Raw genomic sequence first — 23,675 nt, 5'->3', positions numbered from 1 at the left:
TGGCCCCAGACCATCACGGCGACGATCAGAGCGGCGAACCACGCGCCGATCCAGAGGCTCCGGACCGACTCGGTCCGGTCGCTCGCACCCTCGGGCTGACCGAGTCGCTTCCACTGCTCGGTGGTCGCCGACGAGCAACCGGTCATCGACAGGGTGCCTAGCACCACTGCCGCACCGACCAGCAGGCGTCGCTTCGCCGGACGTGTGGCGCCGGCAGAACCTGCCGGTCGCTCGTCCACTCCGGGCGTGCCGTTCGAACCCACGGGGCGCCTTTCCCTTCCCAAGTGAGACTGACGACCAAACACTACTGGACACCTTCCGCGGTCCCGCGCATAGGTAGGGCTTAGCGTTTCCCGTGTGAGCGAGCGTACGTATCTGGACGCCGCGTCGGCGGAGCCGATGCATCCCGCGGCACGGGAGATGTTGCTGTCGGCAGTGGATTCCGGATGGGCCGATCCGGTGCGTCTGCACCACGAGGGACGGACCGCCAGACTGCTGCTGGACAACGCCCGCGCGGTGCTCGCGGACGCCGTCGGAGTACGCCCTGACGAGCTGTACCTGACCACCTCCGGTACGGCAGCCATTCGGTCCGGACTGTCAGCGGTCCGCAACGCCAGAAGCCGGAGCGGTACGACGATCGTGCACAGCGCCGTCGAGCACTCGGCAGTTCTACATACCGCTGGTGAGTCCGGGGTCGAGATCGGCGTGGACATGCACGGCCGGGTCGACCTCGAGGCATTCACGCAGGCGGCCCAGGCGCCGGGTGTCGCGGTGGCCGCACTGCAGTCCGCGAATCATGAGGTCGGTACCCGCCAGCCCATCGGTGCGGCCGCGGAGGCGTGTGGCGACGTACCGCTGTTTGTTGACGCGTCCGCTTCTGTGGGGCACGACGTCGTACCGGCGGGGTGGTCGGTGCTGGCGGCAAGTGCGCACAAGTGGGGTGGGCCGGCCGGTGTGGGGCTGCTGGCGGTTCGGAAGGGTACGCGGATCACTCCGGCGTGGCCGATGGACGAGCGGGAGGACGGCCTCTCCCCTGGTTTCCCGGACGTACCCAACACGCTGGCTGCCGCTGCGGCACTGCAGGCCCGGAGTGCCGAGCTGGCGGAGCTGGACAAGCAGCACCGGGCCTGGATCGACGAGATCAGGCAACGGGTCGCAGCGGAGGTTCCCGATGTCGAGGTGGTGGGCGACCCGGACGACCGGCTGCCGCACATCCTCACCTTCTCCTGTCTCTACGTGGACGGTGAGGCCCTGGTCACCGGGCTGGACGCCGAGGGCTTCGCCGTCTCCAGCGGCTCGGCCTGTACGTCGAGCACCCTGCGTCCCTCGCACGTACTGGCGGCCATGGGCGTACTGACGCACGGCAACGTGCGTGTCTCGCTGGCCCGCGACACCAGCCACGCGGACGTGCAGCGGTTCTGCTCCGTGCTGCCAGGGATCGTGGAGCGGATCCGAGCGGAGGTGGGGATGTGAACGTCGACCTGGACTGCCTTGGTCTGCTCTGCCCACTCCCGGTGATCAAACTGGCCAAGGCGCTACCGACCGTTGCCGTCGGCGACACCGTCACCGTGCTGGCGGACGACCCGGCTGCAGCCACCGACATCCCTGCCTGGTGCCGGATGCGCTCGCAGGAGCTGGTGTCGTCCGACGAAAATCGGTACGTCGTCCGGCGGGTCAGCTGAAACACTCCGCTCTGTGACCGATTTTGCGCACAAGCCGACGCTGACCGGAGACCTGGTGACCCTGAGTCCGAGGGCGTACTGCGGGACGCGCTGCGCTGGGACGGTGAGTGGGTCGACGAGGTGCTGATGTCCGTTCTGGCCACCGAATGGATACCGTCGGGGGTGTGATCGACGCTCTCAGGGACGCTGGACGCATCGCCGTACTGACCGGGGCCGGGATCTCGACGGCGTCGGGGATCCCCGACTTCCGGGGGCCGCAGGGAGTCTGGACGAAGGACCCGGCCGCGGAGGCGATGTTCGACATCGACGAGTACGTCGCCAGTCGGGAGGTCCGCGTGGCGACGTGGAAGCACCGCCTCGCCGTACCGGCGTGGACCGCGGAGCCGAACCCTGGGCACCTCGCACTGGTCGAGCTGGAGCGACAGGGGCGTCTGACCGGTCTGATCACGCAGAACGTGGACGGCCTGCACCAGAAGGCCGGATCGTCACCAGAGGTGGTCCACGAACTCCACGGGACGGTCTGGTACGTCGACTGCCTCCAGTGCGACCGTCGGATCCCGATGGCCGACGTACTCCCCCGCCTTGAGTCCGGTGACGAGGACCCGGCGTGTGAGGTCTGTGGCGGCATTCTGAAATCGGCCACGGTCTCCTTCGGCGAGTCGCTCGACCAGACCGTCCTTGATCGTGCTGCCGCCGCCACTGCGGAGGCTGACGTCTTTCTGGCCGTCGGGACCTCGCTGCAGGTCTACCCGGCCGCAGGTCTCTGCGACCTCGCACTGAAGGACGACAAGCCGCTGATCATCCTGAACGCGCAGGCCACGCCGTACGACGAGCACGCGACCGCTGTCGTGCACACGCCGATCGAGACGACGCTTCCGGAGCTCGTGACCCGACCGTGACATTCGAGCCCTCCTCACGGTAAACGCCTGCCGCTACCGTCCCCCGCAGATGAGTCGGCGGGGAGGGGACCTCGATGCGCGGGTTCAGGCGTTTGACGGCGGGTTTCACGGCGGCCGCGGTGGTCGTGCTGGGGCTGGGGACTGCGTCACCAGCACCGGCTCAGGTCGCGGCGGAGCGGGTGATCACCCTCGCGGGATCACTGCAGAGCGAGCTCGGGTGCGCGGGTGACTGGGACCCGGGGTGTGCCGCGACCAGTCTGGGCGCGAGTGCGCCGTACACGAAGGTGTTCGACGTACCGGCCGGGACGTACGAGTACAAGGTCGCGGTCAACAAGAGCTGGGACGAGAACTACGGCGCCGGTGGGGTGCTGAACGGACCGAACATCCCGTTGCGGATCGAAGGCCCGGCCAAGCTGCAGTTCAGTTACAACGACACTAGTCACATTGTGACGGTGAAGCCGGTGGATCTGGCCGGCTCGACCGTGATCGCCGCGGACAAGGCGCTCGCGACACCGAGCCTGCGGCCGGATCTGACCAAGGAACGCTTCTACTTCCTGATGGCGGACCGGTTCGCCAACGGCGACAAGTCGAACGACGCCGGCGGTCTCACCGGCGACCGGCTGCAGACCGGGCTGGACCCGACGGACAAGGGCTTCTACCACGGCGGCGACCTGGCCGGCGTGATGCAGAAACTCGACTACATCAAGTCCCTCGGCACGACGTCGATCTGGCTGACCCCGTCGTTCAAGAACCGCCCGGTGCAGGGTTCCGGCGCCGACGTGAGCGCCGGGTACCACGGCTACTGGATCACCGACTTCACCCGGATCGACCCGCACCTGGGCACGAACGCGGACATGAAGAAGCTGATCGACCTCGCGCACGCGAAGGGGATGAAGGTCTTCTTCGACATCATCACCAACCACACCGCGGACGTGATCGACTACCAGTCCCACCAGTACGGCTACGTCCCGAAATCCACGTCGCCGTACAAAGATGCCGCGGGCAACGTCTTCGACGACAAGCAGTACGCCGGTGGCGACACGTTCCCGCCGCTCGACGCGAACACGAGCTTCCCGAACGTGCCGGTCTTCCGGACCCCGGCCGACGCCACGGTGAAGGTGCCGGCCTGGCTGAACGACCCGACGCTCTACCACAACCGCGGCGACTCCACCTTCGCCGGCGAGAGCGCGGAGTACGGCGACTTCGTCGGCCTGGACGACCTGTTCACCGAGCAGCCGCGAGTCCGCGACGGGATGATCGACGTCTACAAGACCTGGGCCGAGTTCGGCATCGACGGGTTCCGGATCGACACCGTGAAGCACGTGAACATCGAGTTCTGGGAGAAGTTCTCGCCCGCGATCCTGGCCGCGGCGAAGAGCGCGGGCTCGAAGAACTTCTTCATGTTCGGCGAGGTGTACGACGCGAATCCGCAGTACATGTCGACGTACACGACCAAGGGCGCGCTGCAGGCGACGCTCGACTTCGGGTTCCAGCAGAACGCGGTCGCCTACGCCAAGGGCGATCCGAGTACCAAGCTGCAGGACTTCTACGCGGACGACGACTACTACACCGACACGGACTCCAACGCCTACGCGCTGCCGACCTTCCTCGGGAACCACGACATGGGTCGCGTCGGCACGTTCCTGCAGCAGAGCGGTGCGACCGGCCCCGACCTGCTCGCCCGGGACAAGTTGGCGCACTCGCTGATGTACCTGACCCGCGGCCAGCCCGTCATCTACTACGGCGACGAGCAGGGGTTCACCGGCCCGGGTGGTGACAAGGACGCGCGACAGGACATGTTCGCGACCAAGACAGCCGACTACGCGGACGACGAGGTCGTCGACGGCACCGGTACGACGAAGATCGGCAGCAAGGACCGGTACGACGTCAGCTCGCCGATGTACCGGCACATCGCGGAGCTGGCGAAGCTGCGGGCCAAGTACCCGGCGCTGTCCGACGGACGGCAGGTCCACCGGTACTCCTCCAAGAGCAACGGTCTCTACGCGTTCAGCCGACTGGGCAGTGACAACGTCGAGTACCTGGTGGTGGCGAACAACTCGAAGACGGCAGCCTCCGCGACGGTTCCGACGTACGGGCCGAACACGTGGCTCGACCCGGTCTATGGCGGCTCCAAGGCGGTCAAGACCGACCGTGAGGGCCGAGTGGTCGTCAGCCAGGGTCCGCTGTCCGTTACGGTGTACCAGGCGCAGACCAAGGTCCCGCCGCGTGCCAAGGCACCGGCTGTGTACATGAGCTCGCCGGAGCTCGGCGCCACGGTCGGTGGGCGCGCTGAGATCGCCGCGGCTGTCCCGGAGAACACGCCGGCGACTGTGACGTTCGGCTACCGACCTGTGGGTACGACGGAGTGGAAGCGGCTCGGTGCCGACGACAACGCGCCGTACCGCGTGTTCCAGGACGTCACGGGTCTGCCGAAGGGGACGCTGCTCGAGTACCGCGCCGTACTACGGGATGCCTCGGGCAACTACTCGGTCTCGGGTTCGTACGGCGTGGTCGGCGACGCTGCCGCACCAGGTGGGGGCGGTGGGAGCACCGGTCCGGTCGTGCAGCCGGCCAACGTGTCGGTGCCGGGCGATCACAACTCGGAGATGGGCTGCGCGGCGGACTGGTCACCGGACTGCGACCAGGCGCAGCTGACGCTCGACCCGAAGGACAAGGTGTGGAAGGGCACGTACACCATCCCTGCGGGTGAGCACGCCTACAAGGCGGCGATCAACAAGACCTGGGACGAGAACTACGGTGCCGGTGGGGCGCCGAACGGCGCCAACATCTCCTACACCGCACCGAACGGGCCGATCACCTTCTACTACGAGCACGGGCGGCACTACGCGACGTCCAGCGTGCAGGGGCCGATCATCACAGTCCCCGGGTCGTTCCAGTCCGAGCTGGGCTGTCCGGCCGACTGGGACCCGTCGTGCATGCGACCCTGGTTGACCGACGAGGACGGGGACGGCACGTACACCTGGTCCACCAGCGAGTTGAAGGCGGGCAACTATGAGGCGAAGGTCGCGCACAACCTGTCCTGGGACGAGAGCTACCCGGCGAACAACGTGCCGGTCACTGTGCCTGGCGACGGGCTGGTCGTCACGTTCTCGTACGTACTCGCGACCCATCAGCTCACTGTGACGACGTCCAAGCCCGGTGCGCAGCCCGACCTCGGTCAGGCGAAGGCGTACTGGCTGAACCGCGACACCCTCGCCGTACCGGCCGTCGACCACCCGGAGCGGTACCGCTGGCGCCTGCACTGGTCGGACACCGGCTCGCTGAAGGTCGACGCGGACGACATCGGCGGTTCGTCGGCCGGACTGCGCTACGACCCTGCCGTGGTCAAACCGGGGTACACAACGCTTCGCCTGGACCACGCTGACGTCAAGAAGATCCTCACCGGCCAGCTTGGACTCGCGCAGTACGACGACACGGGCCGACTGCTCGACGCGACGGGCGTGCAGATCCCCGGTGCGCTCGACGACGTCTACGGGAGCGCCACTGGACGCTCGTACGGCGTCACGTGGACCGGCGGTCAGCCGACGTTCACGCTGTGGGCTCCCACGGCACAGAACGTCAGGCTGCTCGTCGGCTCCAGCACAATCCCGATGAAGCGCAGCGACGACGGCTCCTGGTCGGTGAGCGGACCACGGTCGTGGAAGAACGCGTCGTACCGCTATGAGGTGACGGTCTACGCGCCCAGCACCGGCAAGGTGGAAATGAACGTCGTCACTGACCCGTACTCGGTGGCGTTGACCACAGACTCGGCGTACTCCGTTGCTGCCGATCTGAACGACCCGGCGGGCAAGCCGGCGTTGTGGTCGAGTACTCCGTCGCCAAAGCTCGCCAGGGGTGTCGACTCGACCATTTACGAGCTGCACGTGCGGGACTTCTCGATCAACGACAGTACGGTGCCGGCCGCGCACCGCGGTACGTATCTGGCGTTCGCTGACGAGGGCGACGGGACGAAGCACCTGCGGACGCTGAAGGCTGCGGGGCTCAACACCGTGCACCTATTACCGACATTCGACATCGCGTCGATCCCGGAGACCGGGCAGCAGACGCCGGCGTGTGATCTGAAGGCGCTGCCGGCGGACTCCGAGCAGCAGCAGGCCTGTGTGACGGCTGTGGCCGCGAAGGACGGCTTCAACTGGGGTTACGACCCGTACCACTGGCTGGCGCCGGAGGGGTCGTACGCGACGCAGAAGGACGGGCTGGCTCGGGTGTCCGAGTTCCGCACGATGGTGGGCGGGCTGCACAAGTCAGGGCTGCGCGTCGTACTCGATCAGGTCTACAACCACACACCGGCCGCTGGTCAGGCGCCGACGTCGGTGCTGGACCAGATCGTGCCCGGGTACTACCAGCGGCTGAACGCCACCGGGAAGGTCGAGAACTCGACCTGCTGCAGCAACATCGCCACCGAGCACGCCATGGCCGAGAAGATCATGGTCGACGGCACCGTGAGCTGGGCGCGCAACTACCACGTGGACGGCTTCCGCTACGACCTGATGGGCCACCACACCAAGTCGAACATGCTGAAGATCCGGGCCGCGCTCGACAAGCTGACCCTCGCCGAGGACGGCGTGGACGGCAAGTCGGTCTACCTGTACGGCGAGGGCTGGAACTTCGGCGAGGTGGCGAACGACGCACTGTTCGTCCAGGCCCGGCAGGGCAATCTCGGCGGCACCGGGATCGGCACGTTCTCGGACCGGCTGCGGGACGCAGTACGCGGCGGCGGGCCGTTCGACGACAACCCGCGCGTGCAGGGCTTCGGCTCCGGCGAGGCGAGCGACCCGAACGGCGACCCGGTGAACGGTACGCCGGACCAGCGCGCGCAGCGGCTCGCCCACGACACCGATCTGGTGCAGCTCGGTCTGGCCGGCAACCTCAGGTCGTTCAGCTTCAAGTCGGCGTCGTCCGGGGACGTGGTCCGCGGCGACCAGGTCGACTACAACGGCTCACCGGCCGGGTACGCCGACCAGCCGGACGAGGTGATCACGTACGTCGACGCGCACGACAACGAGACGTTGTGGGACACGCTGACCTACAAGCTGCCGACGACGATGCCGATGGCCGACCGGATCCGGATGAACACGTTGTCACTGGCAACGACCGCATTGGCGCAGACGCCGTCGTTCTGGCACGCCGGCGCGGACATGCTGCGCAGCAAGTCGATGGACCGCAACTCGTACGACTCCGGCGACTGGTTCAACACGCTGGACTGGACCGGCACCGACAACGGCTTCGGCCACGGCCTCCCACCCAAGGCGGACAACGAGGCCAAGTGGTCCTACATCAAGCCACTACTCGCCAACCCGGCCCTCAAGCCGTCAGCCACCGACGTGACGACGGCCTCCACCGCGGCCGCTGACCTCCTCAAGCTCCGCTTCTCCACGCCGCTCTTCCGATTGGGCTCAGCCGCCCTCATCAATCAGAAACTCACGTACCCGCTCAGCGGTACGACACCGGGCGTCATCACGATGCGCATCGACGACACCGTCGGACCGGACGTAGACCCTGCCCTCAAGGGTGCCCTGGTCGTCTTCAACTCCACCGGCTCCGCAGTAAGTCAAACCGTCCCCGGTCTGGCAGGCGCGAACCTCTCCCTCTCCCCAATCCAGGCCAACGGCACCGACCCGATCGTCAAACAAACCACGTGGACCCCCACAACCGGCACCGCAACAGTCCCACCCCGAACCGTCGCCGTACTCCTCCAGCACTAACTCACGGACTGTGTCAGGTGAGGGTGGCGAAGCGGGCGGTTGCTACGAAGGTGGCTAGGGCTAGGAGGATGGTGTTGGCGGCGGTTGATTTGGGTTCTCGGAGGGAGGAGTGGGAGGTCGCGGCGCCGATCATGACGAGGGCTAGGCCTACTGCGGCGAGCGGGGTGAGGACTCGGGCGTGGTTGGTCAGCCAGGGGGCGAAGAGGCCGGCGACGGCGGCGAGTTCGCAGAGGGCGACCAGGCGGATCAGCGGCATCGGGAACGGGGCGATGCCGGTCTGGCCGGTGGCGATCAGGCGGTCCCGGGACATCGTGGACTTGAGGATGCCGGAGATCGTGAAGACGACGGCCAGCGCGCCGGTGAAGATCCAGGTGATCGTGTTCATGTCGATTGCAGACGATCGAACGATCCGACCTGTGACACTGTCACTGGGAGACCGCCTCGATCGTCTGTGAAGGATGTGATGGAGGAACTCAGGCCACTGCTGCTCTCGATCGCCTACCGGATGCTCGGCACCTTCGGTGACGCGGAGGACGTCGTCCAGGAGGCGTACCTGCGACTGCACCGGGAGCCGCACGTCGACTCGCCAAAGGCGTTCCTGACGACCGTGACGACGCGGTTGGCGATCGACCAACTCAGGTCCGCGCGGCGCCAACGAGAGCTGTACTTCGGCCCATGGCTCCCGGAACCCGCCGTCGACGAGTACGTCGATCTCGCGGACCGCGCCGCCCTCTCGGACTCGCTGTCGACCGCGTTCCTGGTCGTTCTCGAGCGCCTCTCCCCCGACCAGCGCGCGGTCTTCCTGCTCGGTGACGTCTTCGGCTACTCGTACGACGACCTCGCAGGCATCCTCGGCAAGACCCCGGCCAGCTGCCGCCAGCTCGCCGTCCGCGCCCGTCGCCGGATCGCCGACAACCGCCCGCGCTTCGACCCCTCGCCCCGCGAACGCGACGAGCTGGTACGACGATTCGTCGCGGCCGCCGAGGACGGTGAACTGGACGCCCTCGTCGCACTCCTCACCCCGGACGCGACGTTCACCGGCGACGGCGGCGGGAAGGGCGGCTTCCCGCGGCCCGTGCACGGTGCCGGCAACGTCGCCCGGATGCTCATCGGCGCCTTCGGCAAGTTCGGTCAGCTCCGCACCGAGGGGGTGCACGTCGGCGGCCAGCCCGCACTCCGGATCCGCGACGGCGCCAACCGCACCGTCGCGGTCTGGTCGTTCGTCGTCGCGGAAGGCCGAATCAACGCCATCCACGGCATCGTCAACCCGGACAAACTTACCCACGCCCAACCGTCACGGCACGCGGACGATCAGCGCTGACGGATCCACCTCAGCGACGAGAGACGTGCCCTCGGCGATGGCGTCGCCGTCGAGTTGGCGGCGTACGGCGCGGTCGGCGCGGACCTGGATGCGCCGGCCGGTGAAGCGTTCGACGTGGCGCTCCCGCCAGGACTTGACGACCAGGCCGAGCGCGAGCCGCGGCCAGTGGCTGATCCGCCGTGGCGTGAGCACGACCACGTCGATCCGGCCGTCGTCGGGTTCGGCGTCCGGAAGCAACGGGATGTTCGCCTGCAGCGTGCCGACGTTGCCGATCACCACGGTCCGCGCGCGGCGGCGTACCGGCGGCTGGTCGTCGACGGTGATCTCGACGCGCACCGACGGATGGTTCAGGTTCTTCAGCGTCGAGACGACGTACGCCGCCCAGCCGACCTGCTTCTTCAGATCGTCGGGCGCATCGTCGATGATCGCGGCGTCCAGACCGAGACCGGCCATCACCACGAAGCGATCGCGGGGCAGCTGATCCCCCTCGACCAGCACACTGTCGATCGGCCGCTCCGATCCGTCGAGCAGGTCGTGCAACGCGACCTCGAGCTCGAGCGAGATCCCGAGGTTGCGAGCGAGCAGGTTCCCAGTCCCGCCGGGCAGCACGGCCGCCGGGATCTTGGTTCCGGCGAGTTCACCGCACACCACCCGCACGGTGCCGTCGCCGCCCGCGACCAGCACCAGGTCCACCTGCTCGTCGATCGCGCGCCGCGCCATCCCGACGCCGGCGTCGTCCTCGGTCGTCTCCAACCACAACGGCCCGTCGAATCCCCGCTCGGCCAGCGCGCTCTCGACGGTACGCCGGAACGCGGCACCGTCGACCTTGACGGGATTGACGATGACGGCTGCTCGCCTGGCAGAACTCACCTTATTCTTGTCCGTTCGGGAAGATAGCGTTCTCGGGGTGAGCAGACTTCCACGGAGTACGCCAGAAGCCCAGGGATTGTCCGCCGCGGCGCTCGACAGTTTTGTCGGAGCCCTCGACGCCGGCGATCCGGAGATCCAGACCGTGATGTTGCTGCGGCACGGCCACGTCGTGATGGAGGAGGCCTGGGCGCCGTACCGGTCGACGGATCGGCACCTGCTCTTCTCGGTGTCGAAGAGCTTCACGTCGACGGCGATCGGGCTGGCGATCGACGCCGGGCTGTTGTCGCTCGACGACCAGGTGATCTCGTTCTTCGACGCCGACCAGCTGCCGGAGACGATCAGCGACAACCTGGCCGCGATGAAGGTCCGGCACCTGCTGACGATGACGACCGGGCACTCGCAGGACACCGTCGAGGCGCTCAGCCGGGACCGCCGGATGGTGAAGATCTTCCTCGGCCTCGAGGTGAGTCACGCGCCGGGCACGGTGTTCGTCTACAACAGCGGCGCGACGTACATGCTGTCCGCGATCCTGCAGCGGCTCACGGGTGAGACCCTGCTGGACTACCTGCGTCCGCGGCTGTTCGAGCCGCTCGGCGCGACCGAGGCGACCTGGCAGGTGTCGAAGGAAGGGATCACCGTCGGCGGCTGGGGTCTCAGCATCAACACCGAGTCGATGGCGTGCTTCGGGCAACTGCTCCTCCAACGGGGAGATTGGCAGGGCACGCAGCTGGTGCCCGCCGAGTGGTTCGAGGCGGCGACGTCGAAACAGGTACCCAACGACAATCAGGAGAATCCGGACTGGAAGCAGGGCTACGGCTTCCAGTTCTGGCGTGGTCGCCACAACACCTACCGGGGCGACGGCGCGTTCGGGCAGTTCATCCTGGGGCTCCCGGAGTACGACGCCACGCTGATCGTCACCAGTGCGACGACGGACATGCAGGCGATCCTCGACACCACCTGGGAGTACCTGCTGCCCGCGCTCGAGGGCAAGGAGGTGCCCGCGACGCAGCGCCCGGAGCGGCTCGAGCTCGCGCCGCCGACCGGTCCCGCGCCGGCGCCGGGCGACGGCCGGACCTACCGCTTCAGCACGAGCAACACGACCGGCCTGACCGCGGTGCGGCTGGACGCCGACGGCACCGGCACGTTCACGTTCGAGGACCTGCAGGGTGGGTCCCACGAGCTGGTCTGCGCGGCCGGCGACTGGCGCGAGCAGCGCGCGACAGGCCCGATCGACGACGCCGGTCCCGACACCGGTGAGCGGGTCCTGACCAGCGCGTACGGCGACGGCGACGCGTTCGTCGCGACGTTCCGCTGGGTCGAGACGCCGTTCGTGGCCCGCCTCGCCTGCCGGACCGACGGCGACACGATGACCATCGAGGGCGAACTGAACGTCTCGTTCGGTCCCACCAGCATCTCGCTGACGTCGGACAAGTGATCCACGTCATGTCACACAGCAGGGGGTGGGCCGTGTCCTCCGGGTCGTAATCACGGACGACGGAGGAATGACATGAAGGTCTTGGTGGCAGGGGCGACCGGCGGGATGGGCCGGTCGCTGGTACCGCAGCTGATCGCGGCCGGGCACGACGTGACCGGGATGACCCGGTCCGAGTCCGGCGCGGCCGGGGTGCGGGCGTTCGGCGCGGACGCCGTTCTCGCGGACGGTCTGGACGCCGCCGCGGTCCGCGCTGCCGTCGAGTCGGTGCGCCCGGAGGTCGTGGTCCACCAGATGACCGCGCTCAAGGGCGGGATCGACTTCAAGCACTTCGACGAGAGTTTCGCGACGACGAACCGGTTGCGGACCGAGGGCACCGACAACCTGCTCGCCGCGGCCCGAGCGGCCGGCGTACGACGGTTCGTCGTCCAGTCGTACGCCGGCTGGAACCTGCAGCACGGTGGATCCGCGACGAAGACCGAGGCGGACCCGCTGGACCCGAACCCGGTGCCCGCGCAGCGGGAGACGATGGCCGGTATCAAGCACCTCGAGTCGGCGGTCACAGAAGCCGACGACATCGAGGGCGTCGCGCTCCGGTACGGGAGCTTCTACGGCCCGACCGGTGACATCGGCAAGGGCGGCTCGATGGTGGAGCTGGTCCAGAAGCGCCGGCTGCCGGTGATCGGCAACGGCACCGGCGTCTGGTCGTTCATCCACTACGACGACGCGGCCGCGGCGACCGTGAAGGCGGTCGACAGCGACGTGACGGGCGTGTTCCAGGTCGCGGACGACGACCCGGCGCAGGTCGCGGTGTGGCTGCCGGAGCTCGCGAAGATCCTCGGAGCCAAGCCGCCGCGACACATCCCGACCTGGATCGGCCGGCTCGCGGTCGGCGATGTCGGGGTGGCGGCGTTCACCGAGATCCGCGGCGCCGACAACACGCTGGCCAAGCGCACGTTCGGATGGCAACCGCGGTACGCGTCCTGGCGCGAAGGCTTCCGTGACGGCCTCTGACTGACCCTAAGGTTGGTGGGCATGAGCCTGACACCCACCGAACAGCAGGTGCTGGACCGGATCGACGAGGAGTTGCTGGTCCGGATCACCACGGACCTGGTCCGGGCGACCGGGCAGAACCCGCCGGGTGAGGAGGCCGCCACGGTGGCTGTCCTCACCGCGGCGGCCCGCGACCTCGGCCTCGACGTCAAGACGGCGGCCGTCGAACCGGACCGGGACAACGTCTCGATCACGCTTGCCGGCGGCAACGACCCCGGGCTGTTGCTGCTCGGCCATACCGACGTCGTCCCGGTCGGCGACGGCTGGACGGTCGATCCGTTCGGCGGCCTGGTCCGGGACGGCCGGATCTACGGGCGCGGCGCGACCGACATGAAGGGCGGCCTGGCCGCGGCCCTCGCCGCGCTCGCCGCCCTCCGCGGCAGCGCACTCGCCGGACCGGTCGAGCTGGCCGCGGTGGTCGACGAGGAGGAGACCGGCAAGGGCATCCGCGCGTACATCGCGGGCAACCAGGGACGGTACGCCGGGTGCATCACCGCCGAGCCGACCGATCTGCAGACGATCGTCGCGGCCCGTGGTGATTCCTACCTGCAGGTCTCGGTGCACGGTCGCGCCGCGCACTCGGGCAACCCGAACGATGGCGTCAACGCGATCTACGGCGCGGCCGCGGTGGTCGCCGAGATCGAGCGTCTGCACGACGAACTGGCGAAGACCCCGCATCCCCTGCTCGGCCCGGCGACCTGGAGCGTCGGCCAGATCAACGGCGGCACCGGCGGTTCGATCGTCCCGGCCGACTGTGTCGTCGTCGCCGACAGGCGGCTGCTGCCCGGCGAGTCCCCCGCCGAGGTGCTCGCGGATCTCGGCCGCCGGGTCGCCGCGCTCCGCCTGGAAGACCGCGGCCTGACCGTCGAGCTCGCGATGCCGATGGAGATGCCCGCGTTCGAGACCGCCGAGGACGACGACCTGGTCCGCATCACCGAGGCGGCCCGGTTCGACGCCGGTGGTGAGCCGATGCCGTTGGCCGGCTGGTCCGCGGCGTGCGACGGCGGGTACGTCGCGCGCGATCTCGGCGTACCGGTGGTGGTCGTCGGCCCGGGCTCGGTCACGTCCCAGGCGCATCGTGCCGACGAGTCGGTCGCGATCGCCGAACTCGTCATCGCCGCCCGGACCTACGCCCTCACCGCGCTGCGGATGCTCGGGTGAGCCGCCGGCTCCTGCTCCGCGCGGGTTCGGTCCTCGACGTCGACTCCGGCGCGGTGCGGCCGGCGGACGTCGTACTGGAAGGCGCTCGGATCGTCGGCGTCGGGAGCGGGCTGGACGGTGACGACGCGATCGACTGCTCGGGCGGGCTGATACTGCCCGGCTTGATCGACTGTCACACGCACGTATGCATCACGCAGACGCGCCGCGATCCGTTCGGGCTGCCGCGATCGGTCCGGCCGTTGTCCGCCGTACCGGTGTTGCGGACGTTGCTGCGGCTCGGTGTCACGACCGTGCGGGACGCGTGGGGCGCGGATGCCGGCGTACGGATGGCTGTGGAGAAGGGCTGGATCGACGGGCCGCAGATCCTGCTCAGTCTTCGGCAGGTAGGTACGACGGGTGGCATCGGCGACCTGTGGGCGCCGCGGACCGGGCCGCTCGATTTCTTCGACGATCCCTCGCTCCCGGATCCGATCTTCGACGGGCCGGACGGAGCCCGAGCCGTGGTACGGCGGATGGTCCGGGCCGGCGCCGACTGGATCAAGGCGACCGCCACCGGATCGATGGCGATCGGGACCGGGGTTCACGACATCGAGCTGACCGCCGACGAGATGACCGCGCTGGTGGACGAGGCCCAGCGGCGCGGCGGGCGCAAGGTGATGATCCACGCGCACGGAGCGCGGGCCGCCGAGTTGGCCGCCCGTGCCGGCGCCGGAAGCATCGAGCACGGGACATACCTCGACGAGACCGCGGTACGGGCGATGGCGGAATCCGGAACCTGGTTCGTGCCGACGCTCTCCGTCACGCAGTCGGATCCGGAGCACGCACCAGACGGTGCGGCCGAGGCGCACCGGGAGTCGATGCGGCTCGCCATCGACGCGGGCGTGCGGATCGCGATGGGCACCGACAACCCGGTCCGGCCGCACACCGAGGTGCTCTGGGAACTCCGGCACCTGTCCGACGCCGGGCTGGGCGACGCGGGCGCCCTGCGCGCGGCGACGATCGAGGCGGCCAGGCTGCTCGGGCTCGCCGACGACCGCGGCGAGATCGCGGTCGGTAAGCGCGCGGACCTCCTCGTGCTCGCGGGCACCGACCTGGATTGCGCCTCGATCGAGGAACGCGTCCGACGGGTTTTCCACAACGGCATCGAGGTCGCGCCTTGACTCTCACACCATGTCAGACCGTAGACCGGAGGTATGACAACAGCGGAAGAGATCGCAGAGCGGATCCGCACCGGTCAGGTCACGTCGCGTGAGGTGACCGAGCAGTTGCTCGCGCGGATCGCGGCCGACACGGAACTGAACGCCGTGGTCGAGGTCCGGCCGGAGTACGCACTCGCCGCAGCCGATGCAGCCGACGCCCACGACCCGGTCGGCCCGCTGCACGGCGTACCGATGACGATCAAGGACTGCTTCGACGTCGCCGGTCTGCACACGACGTGGGGCAATCCTGCCTTCGCGGAGTACGTCGCCACGAGGGACGCGACCGTGGTCGAGCGGCTGCGACGGGCCGGCGCGATCATCGTCGGGAAGAGCAACGTGCACACGATGCTCGCCGACTTCGGCCAGACCACGAACAAGGTCTACGGCCGGACCAACAACCCGGCCGACCCGACCCGCACGCCAGGCGGCTCGGGTGGCGGCGCCGCGGCAGCCGTCGCCGCTGACCTGAGCTACCTGGAGTACGGCTCCGACCTGGTCGGTTCGATCCGCCTACCCGCTGCGTACTGCGGGGTCTACGGTCTCAAGCCCACCAACGGTCTGGTCCCGCAGCGCGGCTTCCAGGTGCCGTTCACGCCAGACGTACCGAGCGAGCTTCCGAACCTTTCCACCATCGGTCCGCTGGCGCGCTCCGCCGGTGATCTGCGCCTGGCTCTCCGCGTGACCGCCGGCCCCGAAGCGCCGTACTCCTGGGAGCTTCGGCCGCCGCGTCACCAGCAGTTGAAGGACTTCCGCGTCGGCGTCGTCACTGATCACCCGGCCGCGCGAGTGACCGGCGAGGTGGGCGACGTACTGTCCGGCACGATCGATCGCCTCGCCCGGAGCGGCGCGAAGATCGTCGAGGGCTGGCCGGACGGGGTCGATCCGGGTGCGCAGGCCGAGGAGTTCGGCCGTCAGGTCGAGCTGTTCTTCGCACTGTACGGCGGCTCTCACAGCGAGCTGACCCTTCACGACCTGCTCGAACGCGAGCGGCGCCGGCTGGAGGCGCGCGCGACGTGGCGCCGGTACTTCGCGGACGTCGACGTGTTCCTCTGCCCGACCAGCTTCACCGTCGCGTTCCCGCACGGCTCGACGACCATCGACGGGCAGCCCTACGAGGCGCAGGCGTTCTGGGTCTCGCACGCCTCGCTGACCGGTCACCCCGCGCTGAACGTACCGATCGGGTCGACGCCGAGCGGTCTACCGGTCGGCGCCCAAGTGATCGGCCCCTGGCACGAGGACGACACCGCGATCACTTTCGCAGAACTCCTCGCTGGTTGACTGGCGGCATGTTCGCAATCGGCGAGTTCGCGCGGCACGGCCGGGTGTCCATCAGGATGCTGCGGCACTACGACGCGCTCGGTCTACTGCGGCCGGCGCACGTCGACCCCGCGACCGGCTACCGCAGCTACACGGCCGCGCAACTCGCCGATCTGAACCGGATCGTCGCGCTGAAGGATCTGGGTTTCTCGCTCGACCAGATCGGCACGATGATCGCCGACGACCTCGGCCCCGACGAGCTGCGGACCATGCTGAAGCTGCGGCAGGCCGAGCTGGAGACCTCGGTGGCCGAGAGCTACGCGCGGCTCGCGCAGGTCGAGTCCCGGCTACGCGGTCTGGAGAGCGATGCACCGGCCGCGGACGTGGTCGTGAAGGAGCTGCCCGCCGTACGGCTGGTCGGGCTGACCGCGACCGCGGCGAGCTTCACGCCCGACGACATCACTCCGGTGGTGCGACCGCTCTGCGCGGAGCTCGGCCGCCGGTTGCCGGACGCCGACGTCCGACCGTCCGGCCGGCTGACCTGTCTGTACGAACGGAACCACGCATCCGAGGAGGAGGACGAGGTCGTCGTCCGCGCGACCGTGCCGGCCGCGGTCGATGCCGGGGGCAACATCGAGGGACTCGAGGTGATCGACCTGCCGGTGATGCGGGCCGCGACGCTCGTGCACCGCGGCCCGATCGACCAGGTCCTACCGGCCTGGCAGGCGCTGGCCCGCTGGCTCGACGACAACGGGCGCCGAGCCGGCGAGCCCGCGCGCGAGCTCTACCTCGACACTCCCGACGACCCGAACGGCTGGGTCACCGAACTCCAGGAGCCGTTCACAGCCGACTGAACGACAGCGTCTCGCCGCGGGCGCCGCCCATCCACAGGTCCTGGCAGGCCGCCGCGAACTCGTCGAGGTTCTCGGTGATCGCCCCGAACACGTTGCCCGGCACCCAGCCCTGGTCGCCGTTGATCAGCAGGTTGTTCCGCCCGTAGAACACCGCGAGGTCGACGATCGCGCCGGTCGTCCCGGTCCCGGTCGTGTTCTCGTACCCGTACGCCGGGTTGCCCAGGTCGTCGGAGTCGAACGAGAACCAGCACAGGTCGCCCGGGATCGGCGTGATCGTGGTGTTCTCCTTCCCCGGGTCGGTCGGCGCGAACTCGGGCAGCAGCGTGTAGATCTCGTTCCGCGCGTACTTGCCGTGGAACACCGGTGCCGACAATGGCAACGCGTCCCACACGGCCGCGCAGGTCCGCGGCGCCACGTCGTCGAGCAACTTCGCGACGCAGCTCACGCCACGCTTGTCCAAGCTGACGGTGATGAACTTGCTCATCGGGCCTCCAAAGTCGGGGTACGGCGATGCCAGTCGGTCGCGGCCTGGTACGCCTGACCGACCCGCAGCGTCAGCGCGTCGGCGTGCCGCGGACCGACCACCTGCAGGCCAACCGGCAGTCCGGCCTTCGTGAACCCGCAGGGCACACTGAGCGCCGGCTGCTGGGTGAGGTTGAACGGATACGTGTACGGCGTCCAGTCGGTCCAGTCCGGCGACCTGGAGCCGTCCGGCACGTCCTGCCCGACCAGGAACGCCGTGATCGGCAGCGTCGGCGAGATCAGGACGTCGTACCGCTCGTGGAAGCGGCCCATCAGCGTCCCGAGTTCCATCCGAACGTTGGTGGCGTCGAGGAAGTCCGAGGCAGAGTACGCCGATCCGAGCTCGGCGACGCGGCGCAGTCCCGGGTCCACCCGGTCGTCGACGTCGTACGCCGAGAGCACCTTCGCGGCACCGGACCACCACAGCACGTTGAACGCGTCGATCGGATCCGCGAACCCGGGATCGACCTCGGTCACCTCGGCGCCGGCGTCGGCAAGGACACCGACCGCAGCGCGGACCAGCGCCTCCACCTCGGGGTCGTTGCGGACGAACCCAAAATCGGCCGAGAACCCGACCCGCAGCCCGGCGACACCGTCGTCGATGCCGTGCAGGAACGAGGTCGGCGGCGTCGGCATCGCGGACCAGTCGCGCGGGTCGAACCCGGTGACCACGTCCAGCAACGCGGCCGCGTCGCGCACCGTCCGCGTCATCGGTCCGGCGTGCGACAAGGTGCCGAACGCACTCGGCGGGAACAACGGGATCAGCCCGTACGTCGGTTTCAGCGCGACCGTACCGGTGAAGGCGGCCGGGATCCGGACGGACCCGCCACCGTCGGTGCCGAGCGACCACACGCCCATCCCCAGCCCGACCGCGGTCGCCGAACCACCACTCGACCCGCCGGAGGTCTTGCCCGGGTCCCACGGGTTGCCGGTGGCGCCGTACGTGGTGGAGTCGGTGACGCCCTTCCACGAGTACTCCGGGGTGGTCGTCTTACCCAGGAAGACGGCGCCGGTCTCCCGCAGTCGCGCGACGGACGGAGCGTCCTGGTCCCACGGCCCGGCGGGGTCGATCATCGTGCTGCCGCGCAGCGTCGGCCAGCCCTTGGTCCACAGCGCGTCCTTGATGGATGTCGGTACGCCGTCGCCGGGGCCCAGTGGCTCCCCTGAGTGCCACCGGGCCTCCGACTCCTTCGCTGCGGCCAGCGCACCCTCGGCGTCCACCAGCACGAACGCGTTCACCTGGCCGTCGTACCGCTCGATCGCGTCCAACGCCTCCTGCGTGGCCTCGACCGGCGAGATCTGCTTGGTCCGATACCCCTCGACCAACTCGGTTGCCTGCGTCATCGATCTCCTGTCGGGATGTAGCCGAGTTTCTTGTCCACCACGTTCACCAGCGGTTCGCCGGACAGCCAGCGCCGGACGTTGCCGGCGAACTGGGCCGCCAAGGTGTCGCGCCAGCCGATCACGTCACCGGACATGTGCGCCGTGACGGTCACGTTCGGCGCGTCCCACAGTGGGTGGTCCGGCGGCAGCGGTTCGCTGTCGAAGACGTCCAGCGTGGCCGCGATCCGGCCGTCGGCGACGGCCGCGAGCAGCGCCGTCTCGTCGACGATCGGACCACGGGCGACGTTGACGAGATGCGTGCCCGGCCGCATCGCCGCGAGGACGCCGGCGTCGACGAGGCCGCGGGTCGCGGCGGTCAGCGGGGCAGCGAGCACCAGGTGATCGGCCCACTCCACCTCGGCCGCCAGATTGCCGCTGGCAACGACCTCGCCGAAGTCCGGGTCGCCCGATCGCACCGTCCGGCCGGCGCCGCGCACCTCGAGGCCGGCCGCGCGCAGCAGCCGAGCGGTCTCCCGCCCGATCGCGCCGGTGCCGACGACGAGTGCTCTCGCGCCGCTTATGCTCCGGGTCTCGCGGTGCTGCCACTCGTGGCCGCGCTGCAGGTCGAAGCTGCGGAGGCTGTCCTTGGCGTGCGCGATCACCGCACCGAGCACGTACTCGGCGATCGGCCGGTCGAACACGCCGTGCGCGTTGGTGACCACGACCGCGGAGTCCCGCAGCTCGTCGAAGAGCAGGGTGTCGACACCCGCCGCGGTCACATGGATCCACTCCAACGACCCGGCGTCCGGCCAGACGTCCCGGACCGCCGTCGAGAAGAAGTCCCACAGCATCAGCGCCTGGGCACCTCGGACCGCCTCGGGCAGTCCATCGGCGGCGCAGTACCGGAAATCGACCGGCAGGTCGGCGAGGCCGGGTGGGCGGTCGGTCGCGCGCTCGCAGAGGACCGCGATCACGGGGCGTTGAGGGGTGGCTGGCACGGCTTCGAGGCTAGGAACTCGCTAGTAGGATTGTCAACAATCCTTTGTGGGTCGCACACTGACCGCATGAGTTCGCGTCCTTCCACTCATCCCCTGCCGGCGGCGGTGCCGCCACTGCTCCAGACCGGCATCGGGATTGTCGCGCCGTACGACTTCGCGCTCGACCGGGAACTGTGGCGCTGGGTCCCCGATGACGTGACCCTGCACTTCACCCGACTGCCCTACGCACCGCTGGCGGCCACTGTCGAGATGGCCGTGCACATCTCGGACCCGGAGCTGGTCGCCCGGGCCACCTACGACGTCCTGGCGGTGGCCCCGCTCGCGGTCGTCTACGCCTGTACGTTCGGGAGCTTCGTGTCCGGGCTGGAGGGCGAGCTGCGGCTCGTCGACGCCATGGTCGGCGCCGGGGCTCCGGCCGCGGTCACCACCAGCGGCGCCCTGCTGCTCGCGCTGCGCCGGCTCGGGATCTCCCGGATCGCCATCGTCACGCCGTACACGAACGACCTGACCGCCGGGCTGGGCACGTTCCTCGCCGAGTCCGGTGTCGAGGTCGTCGCGACCGCCGGACTCGGCCTGATCGCGCAGATCTGGGCCGTCCCCTACGAGACCACCGTCGAACTCGTCCGGAGCGTCGACAGCGACGACGCCCAGGCGATCTTCATCAGCTGTACGAACCTTCCGACGTACGACGTCATCGCCGGGCTGGAGGCCACCTTGGGTAAACCTGTTCTGACCGCGAACCAGGTCACGATGTGGGCGGTGCTGGAACTCGCCGGCCACACCGGGATCGGGCCCGGGCAGCATCTGCTGAGTGCCGGATGAACGCCGCCGAGTACGCCGTCCGGCTGGCCAGGGTGCGCGCCATCCTGACCGAGCGCGGGCTCGGCGCGCTGGTGGTCAGCGACCCGGCGAACATCTTCTACCTGACCGGGTACGACGCCTGGTCGTTCTACACACCGCAATGTCTGCTGGTCCTCGCCGACGGTGACGCGCATCTGTTCGCGCGGGCGATGGACGCGGCCGGGGCGGCGTACACCTGCAACCTGGGGCCCGACCAGATCCACGGGTATCCCGAAGCGCTGGTGCACCGTCCGGACGTGCATCCGTTCGACTGGATCGCGAACGGCTGCCGGGAACTGCTCCCGGCGGGGGCCGACATCGCGGTCGAGACCGACGCGCACTTCTTCAGTGCTCGCGGTTACCTTGCCCTCAGCAAGGGTCTGCCCGGTCATCGCCTCGTCGACTCGGGTGAGCTGGTGAACTGGGTCCGGCTGGTCAAGTCGCCGTACGAGGTGGAGCAGTTGCGGATCGCCGGCACGATCGCCGAGCAGGCGATGCGGGTCGCGCTCGAGGAGCTCCGGCCGGGCCGCCGGCAGTGCGACCTGGTCGCCGAGATCCTCGCCGCGCAGGCCTCCGGCACCCCCGAGCACGGTGGTGACTATCCCGCCATCGTGCCGATGCTGCCGACCGGCGACGCGGCCGGTACGCCGCACCTGACCTGGACCGATCGCCCGTTCGTCAACAACGAGGCGACCACGATCGAACTGGCCGGCGTGTTCGGCCGGTACCACGCCCCACTCGCCCGCACCGCGATGCTCGGCGACCCGCCGCACCGGCTCCGGGAGACCGCCAAGATCGTTGCCGACGGCATGCAGGCGGCCCTGGCGGCGATCCGTCCCGGCGTCACCGGGAGCGGGGTGCACGCGGCGTTCAACGACGTGATCGCCGCGCACGGGATGGTGAAGGAGTCCCGGATCGGGTACTCGATCGGCATCGGGTACCCGCCGGACTGGGGGGAGCGCACCGTCAGCCTGCGCCCCGAGGAGACCACCGTGCTGACCGCGGGGATGGCGTTCCACGTCATCCTCGGGATGTGGATGGACGGCTGGGGATACGAGCTGTCCGAGCCCGTGGTGGTCACCACCGACGGAGTGGAACGTCTGACCGGACTGTCCCACGAACTGACGATCAGGAGGTAATCTCTTGCCGAGTTTCCCGTACGCCGCACGCGCCACCGGTCTGGTGGGTTCGGTGATCGACTCGAGCACATCCCTGCTGCACAAGCAGACCCACGACATCGTCCGCTTCGCGATGGGATCGCCGGCGGCCGAGGCGGTCCCCGCGAAGCTGCTGTCCGCGATCGCCGCCGACGAGCTCAGTCAGCCGGCCGCCTACGACTACGCGGCCACGGAAGGCGACCCACCGCTGCACGCCGCGCTGCTGGAGATGCTGCGCGGGACCAGTGACGAGACGACGCCGGAGCGCCTCACCGTCACCGCGGGCGGGATGCAGGGGCTCGACCTGTTCTGCAAGATCTTCGTCGACCCGGGTGATCTGGTCGTCGTCGAGTCCCCGACGTACACGAACGGCAGTGCGACCGCGCTCTCGTACGGGGCGGAACTGCTGGAGGTCCCGGTCGACGACGACGGGATGATGGTCGACGACCTGCCGCGACTGCTCGACGGCCGGACACCGAAGGCGATCTACACGATCCCGACCTTCCAGAACCCGTCCGGCGCGACGCTCTCGCTCGAGCGCCGGCACCGGCTGCTCGAGCTGGCCCGGTCCTGGGGTTCGATGGTGATCGACGACGACCCGTACGGGCTGCTGCGGTTCGCCGGCGACCCGCTGCCGACGCTGCGTGAGCTCGGCGCGGGCGATCCGTTGGTGTTCTCCGTACGGACCTTCTCGAAGATCGTCGCGCCTGGCCTGCGCGTCGGCTGGGTGGACGCGGACCCGGAGCTGCAGCAGCTGCTGATCAACGCGAAGCAGGCGATGGACACCTGCACCAACCTGCCCGCGCAGAAGCTGCTCGCCGGGTTCCTGACCGGCGGTCATCTCGAGGAGCACCTGGCCACCCAGCGGGCGGAGTACAAGCGCCGCAAGGAGGCGATGCACGCGGCGTTGACCGAGCACTTCGGTGACATCGCGCGGTGGACCGATCCGGAGGGCGGCTTCTTCCTCTGGGTGACGCTGGAGAACGGCGTGAACACCGAGGAACTGTTCGAGGTCGCACTGGCCGAAGGCGTCGCGTTCATCCCCGGCCCCGCCTTCTCCCCCACCGGCCGCTTCACCGACGCCTTCCGCGTCTGCTTCGCCTCGACCACGCCGGACCGGATCCAGGAAGGTGTCACCCGGCTCCGGCGGGCCGTCGACAAGCTCTCGTCCTAGGCCCAGCCACCACACCATCCGCCCGCCCGCCGAGGCGTACGCCGAACGGACGCCAGCGACGCACCGAGCCGTTCACGGTGGGGCGCCAAGCGACTACCCGCGGCTTGGGGAGGATCGACTGCCCCAAAACGACCCCCCAACACACCACAACCCCCCCAAGGGATGCCCCCCCCCCCCCCCCCCCAGCCGCCCCCACACCCGCGCGCG

Annotated in this window: 19 protein-coding genes and 1 pseudogene; 14 read left to right on the top strand and 6 right to left on the bottom strand. The window is 69.1% G+C overall.

Going from position 1 to position 23,675, the window contains the following annotated elements:
• Positions 1-263 (bottom strand): annotated as a pseudogene (locus tag ACWGID_RS40595) (cytochrome c oxidase subunit II); the annotation flags it as partial.
• Positions 264-357: 94 nt separating this feature from the next.
• Here ACWGID_RS40595 and ACWGID_RS40590 point away from each other — a divergent pair.
• The 4 genes from ACWGID_RS40590 (at position 358) to pulA (ending at position 8,307) form a co-directional block, all read left to right on the top strand.
• Positions 358-1,473 carry a cysteine desulfurase family protein gene (locus tag ACWGID_RS40590; protein WP_452204722.1) on the top strand — a complete coding sequence of 372 codons (1,116 nt, stop codon included), beginning with the start codon at positions 358-360 and terminating at the stop codon, positions 1,471-1,473.
• Positions 1,470-1,682 carry a sulfurtransferase TusA family protein gene (locus ACWGID_RS40585; RefSeq protein WP_452204721.1) on the top strand — a complete coding sequence of 71 codons (213 nt, stop codon included), beginning with the start codon at positions 1,470-1,472 and terminating at the stop codon, positions 1,680-1,682. The genes ACWGID_RS40590 and ACWGID_RS40585 overlap by 4 nt, the downstream gene beginning before the upstream one ends.
• A 164-nt stretch (positions 1,683-1,846) precedes the next feature.
• The gene (locus ACWGID_RS40580; RefSeq protein ID WP_452204720.1) at positions 1,847-2,581 is read left to right on the top strand and encodes an SIR2 family NAD-dependent protein deacylase; all 735 of its coding nucleotides are present in this window, start codon (positions 1,847-1,849) and stop codon (positions 2,579-2,581) included.
• A gap of 74 nt (positions 2,582-2,655) precedes the next feature.
• Positions 2,656-8,307, top strand: coding sequence for a pullulanase-type alpha-1,6-glucosidase (gene pulA / locus ACWGID_RS40575; RefSeq protein ID WP_452204719.1), 5,652 nt, complete (start codon positions 2,656-2,658; stop codon positions 8,305-8,307).
• Positions 8,308-8,320: 13 nt separating this feature from the next.
• On the opposite strand, the gene ACWGID_RS40570 is transcribed toward pulA, so the two are convergent.
• A complete protein-coding gene (locus ACWGID_RS40570; RefSeq protein WP_452204718.1) occupies positions 8,321-8,692 on the bottom strand; it encodes a DoxX family protein in 372 nt (123 codons plus the stop codon).
• Positions 8,693-8,770: 78 nt separating this feature from the next.
• On the opposite strand from ACWGID_RS40570, the gene sigJ reads away from it, so the two are divergent.
• The gene (gene sigJ / locus ACWGID_RS40565) at positions 8,771-9,628 is read left to right on the top strand and encodes an RNA polymerase sigma factor SigJ (RefSeq protein WP_452204717.1); all 858 of its coding nucleotides are present in this window, start codon (positions 8,771-8,773) and stop codon (positions 9,626-9,628) included.
• Here the strand turns inward: sigJ and ACWGID_RS40560 are convergent.
• The gene (locus ACWGID_RS40560) at positions 9,602-10,498 is read right to left on the bottom strand and encodes a diacylglycerol/lipid kinase family protein (RefSeq protein WP_452204716.1); all 897 of its coding nucleotides are present in this window, start codon (positions 10,496-10,498) and stop codon (positions 9,602-9,604) included. The genes sigJ and ACWGID_RS40560 overlap by 27 nt on opposite strands.
• 37 nt (positions 10,499-10,535) lie before the next feature.
• Between ACWGID_RS40560 and ACWGID_RS40555 the strand changes: the two genes are divergently transcribed.
• From ACWGID_RS40555 to ACWGID_RS40530, 6 genes are all read left to right on the top strand, one after another.
• Complete coding sequence (locus ACWGID_RS40555; protein ID WP_452204715.1) at positions 10,536-11,933, top strand: serine hydrolase domain-containing protein; 1,398 nt, start codon at positions 10,536-10,538, stop codon at positions 11,931-11,933.
• Positions 11,934-12,005: 72 nt separating this feature from the next.
• Positions 12,006-12,944 carry an NAD-dependent epimerase/dehydratase family protein gene (locus ACWGID_RS40550; RefSeq protein WP_452204714.1) on the top strand — a complete coding sequence of 313 codons (939 nt, stop codon included), beginning with the start codon at positions 12,006-12,008 and terminating at the stop codon, positions 12,942-12,944.
• Between the two features lie 21 nt (positions 12,945-12,965).
• Entirely contained in the window at positions 12,966-14,144 is a 1,179-nt protein-coding gene (locus ACWGID_RS40545) for a M20 family metallopeptidase (protein ID WP_452204713.1), read from the top strand.
• Positions 14,141-15,304, top strand: coding sequence for an amidohydrolase family protein (locus tag ACWGID_RS40540; RefSeq protein ID WP_452204712.1), 1,164 nt, complete (start codon positions 14,141-14,143; stop codon positions 15,302-15,304). The genes ACWGID_RS40545 and ACWGID_RS40540 overlap by 4 nt, the downstream gene beginning before the upstream one ends.
• Before the next feature lie 33 nt (positions 15,305-15,337).
• Positions 15,338-16,621, top strand: a complete 1,284-nt coding sequence (locus ACWGID_RS40535; protein ID WP_452204711.1) for an amidase family protein — start codon at positions 15,338-15,340, stop codon at positions 16,619-16,621.
• A gap of 8 nt (positions 16,622-16,629) precedes the next feature.
• On the top strand, positions 16,630-17,454 hold the full coding sequence (locus tag ACWGID_RS40530; RefSeq protein WP_452204710.1) for a MerR family transcriptional regulator: 825 nt from the start codon (positions 16,630-16,632) through the stop codon (positions 17,452-17,454).
• On the opposite strand, the gene ACWGID_RS40525 is transcribed toward ACWGID_RS40530, so the two are convergent.
• The 3 genes from ACWGID_RS40525 to ACWGID_RS40515 are packed head-to-tail and all read right to left on the bottom strand — an operon-like array spanning position 17,441 to position 20,297.
• A complete protein-coding gene (locus ACWGID_RS40525) occupies positions 17,441-17,938 on the bottom strand; it encodes a DUF3830 family protein (RefSeq protein WP_452204709.1) in 498 nt (165 codons plus the stop codon). The genes ACWGID_RS40530 and ACWGID_RS40525 overlap by 14 nt on opposite strands.
• Positions 17,935-19,320 (bottom strand): amidase, encoded by a 1,386-nt coding sequence (locus ACWGID_RS40520; RefSeq protein ID WP_452204708.1) that lies wholly within the window; start codon positions 19,318-19,320, stop codon positions 17,935-17,937. Before ACWGID_RS40520 ends, ACWGID_RS40525 begins: the two co-directional genes overlap by 4 nt.
• Complete coding sequence (locus tag ACWGID_RS40515; RefSeq protein WP_452204707.1) at positions 19,317-20,297, bottom strand: D-2-hydroxyacid dehydrogenase; 981 nt, start codon at positions 20,295-20,297, stop codon at positions 19,317-19,319. Before ACWGID_RS40515 ends, ACWGID_RS40520 begins: the two co-directional genes overlap by 4 nt.
• 66 nt (positions 20,298-20,363) lie before the next feature.
• Between ACWGID_RS40515 and ACWGID_RS40510 the strand changes: the two genes are divergently transcribed.
• From ACWGID_RS40510 to ACWGID_RS40500, 3 genes are read left to right on the top strand one after another with little or no spacing between them, the layout of a single operon-like run.
• Entirely contained in the window at positions 20,364-21,119 is a 756-nt protein-coding gene (locus ACWGID_RS40510; protein WP_452204706.1) for a maleate cis-trans isomerase family protein, read from the top strand.
• Positions 21,116-22,276: a M24 family metallopeptidase gene (locus tag ACWGID_RS40505; RefSeq protein ID WP_452204705.1), complete on the top strand. Its 1,161-nt coding sequence runs from the start codon at positions 21,116-21,118 to the stop codon at positions 22,274-22,276. The genes ACWGID_RS40510 and ACWGID_RS40505 overlap by 4 nt, the downstream gene beginning before the upstream one ends.
• Before the next feature lie 4 nt (positions 22,277-22,280).
• Complete coding sequence (locus ACWGID_RS40500; RefSeq protein WP_452204704.1) at positions 22,281-23,468, top strand: aminotransferase-like domain-containing protein; 1,188 nt, start codon at positions 22,281-22,283, stop codon at positions 23,466-23,468.
• The last annotated feature ends 207 nt before the right edge of the window (positions 23,469-23,675 follow it).

The organism is Kribbella sp. NPDC054772, assembly GCF_053611945.1.
This window is presented reverse-complemented; position numbering and strand designations above follow the sequence as displayed.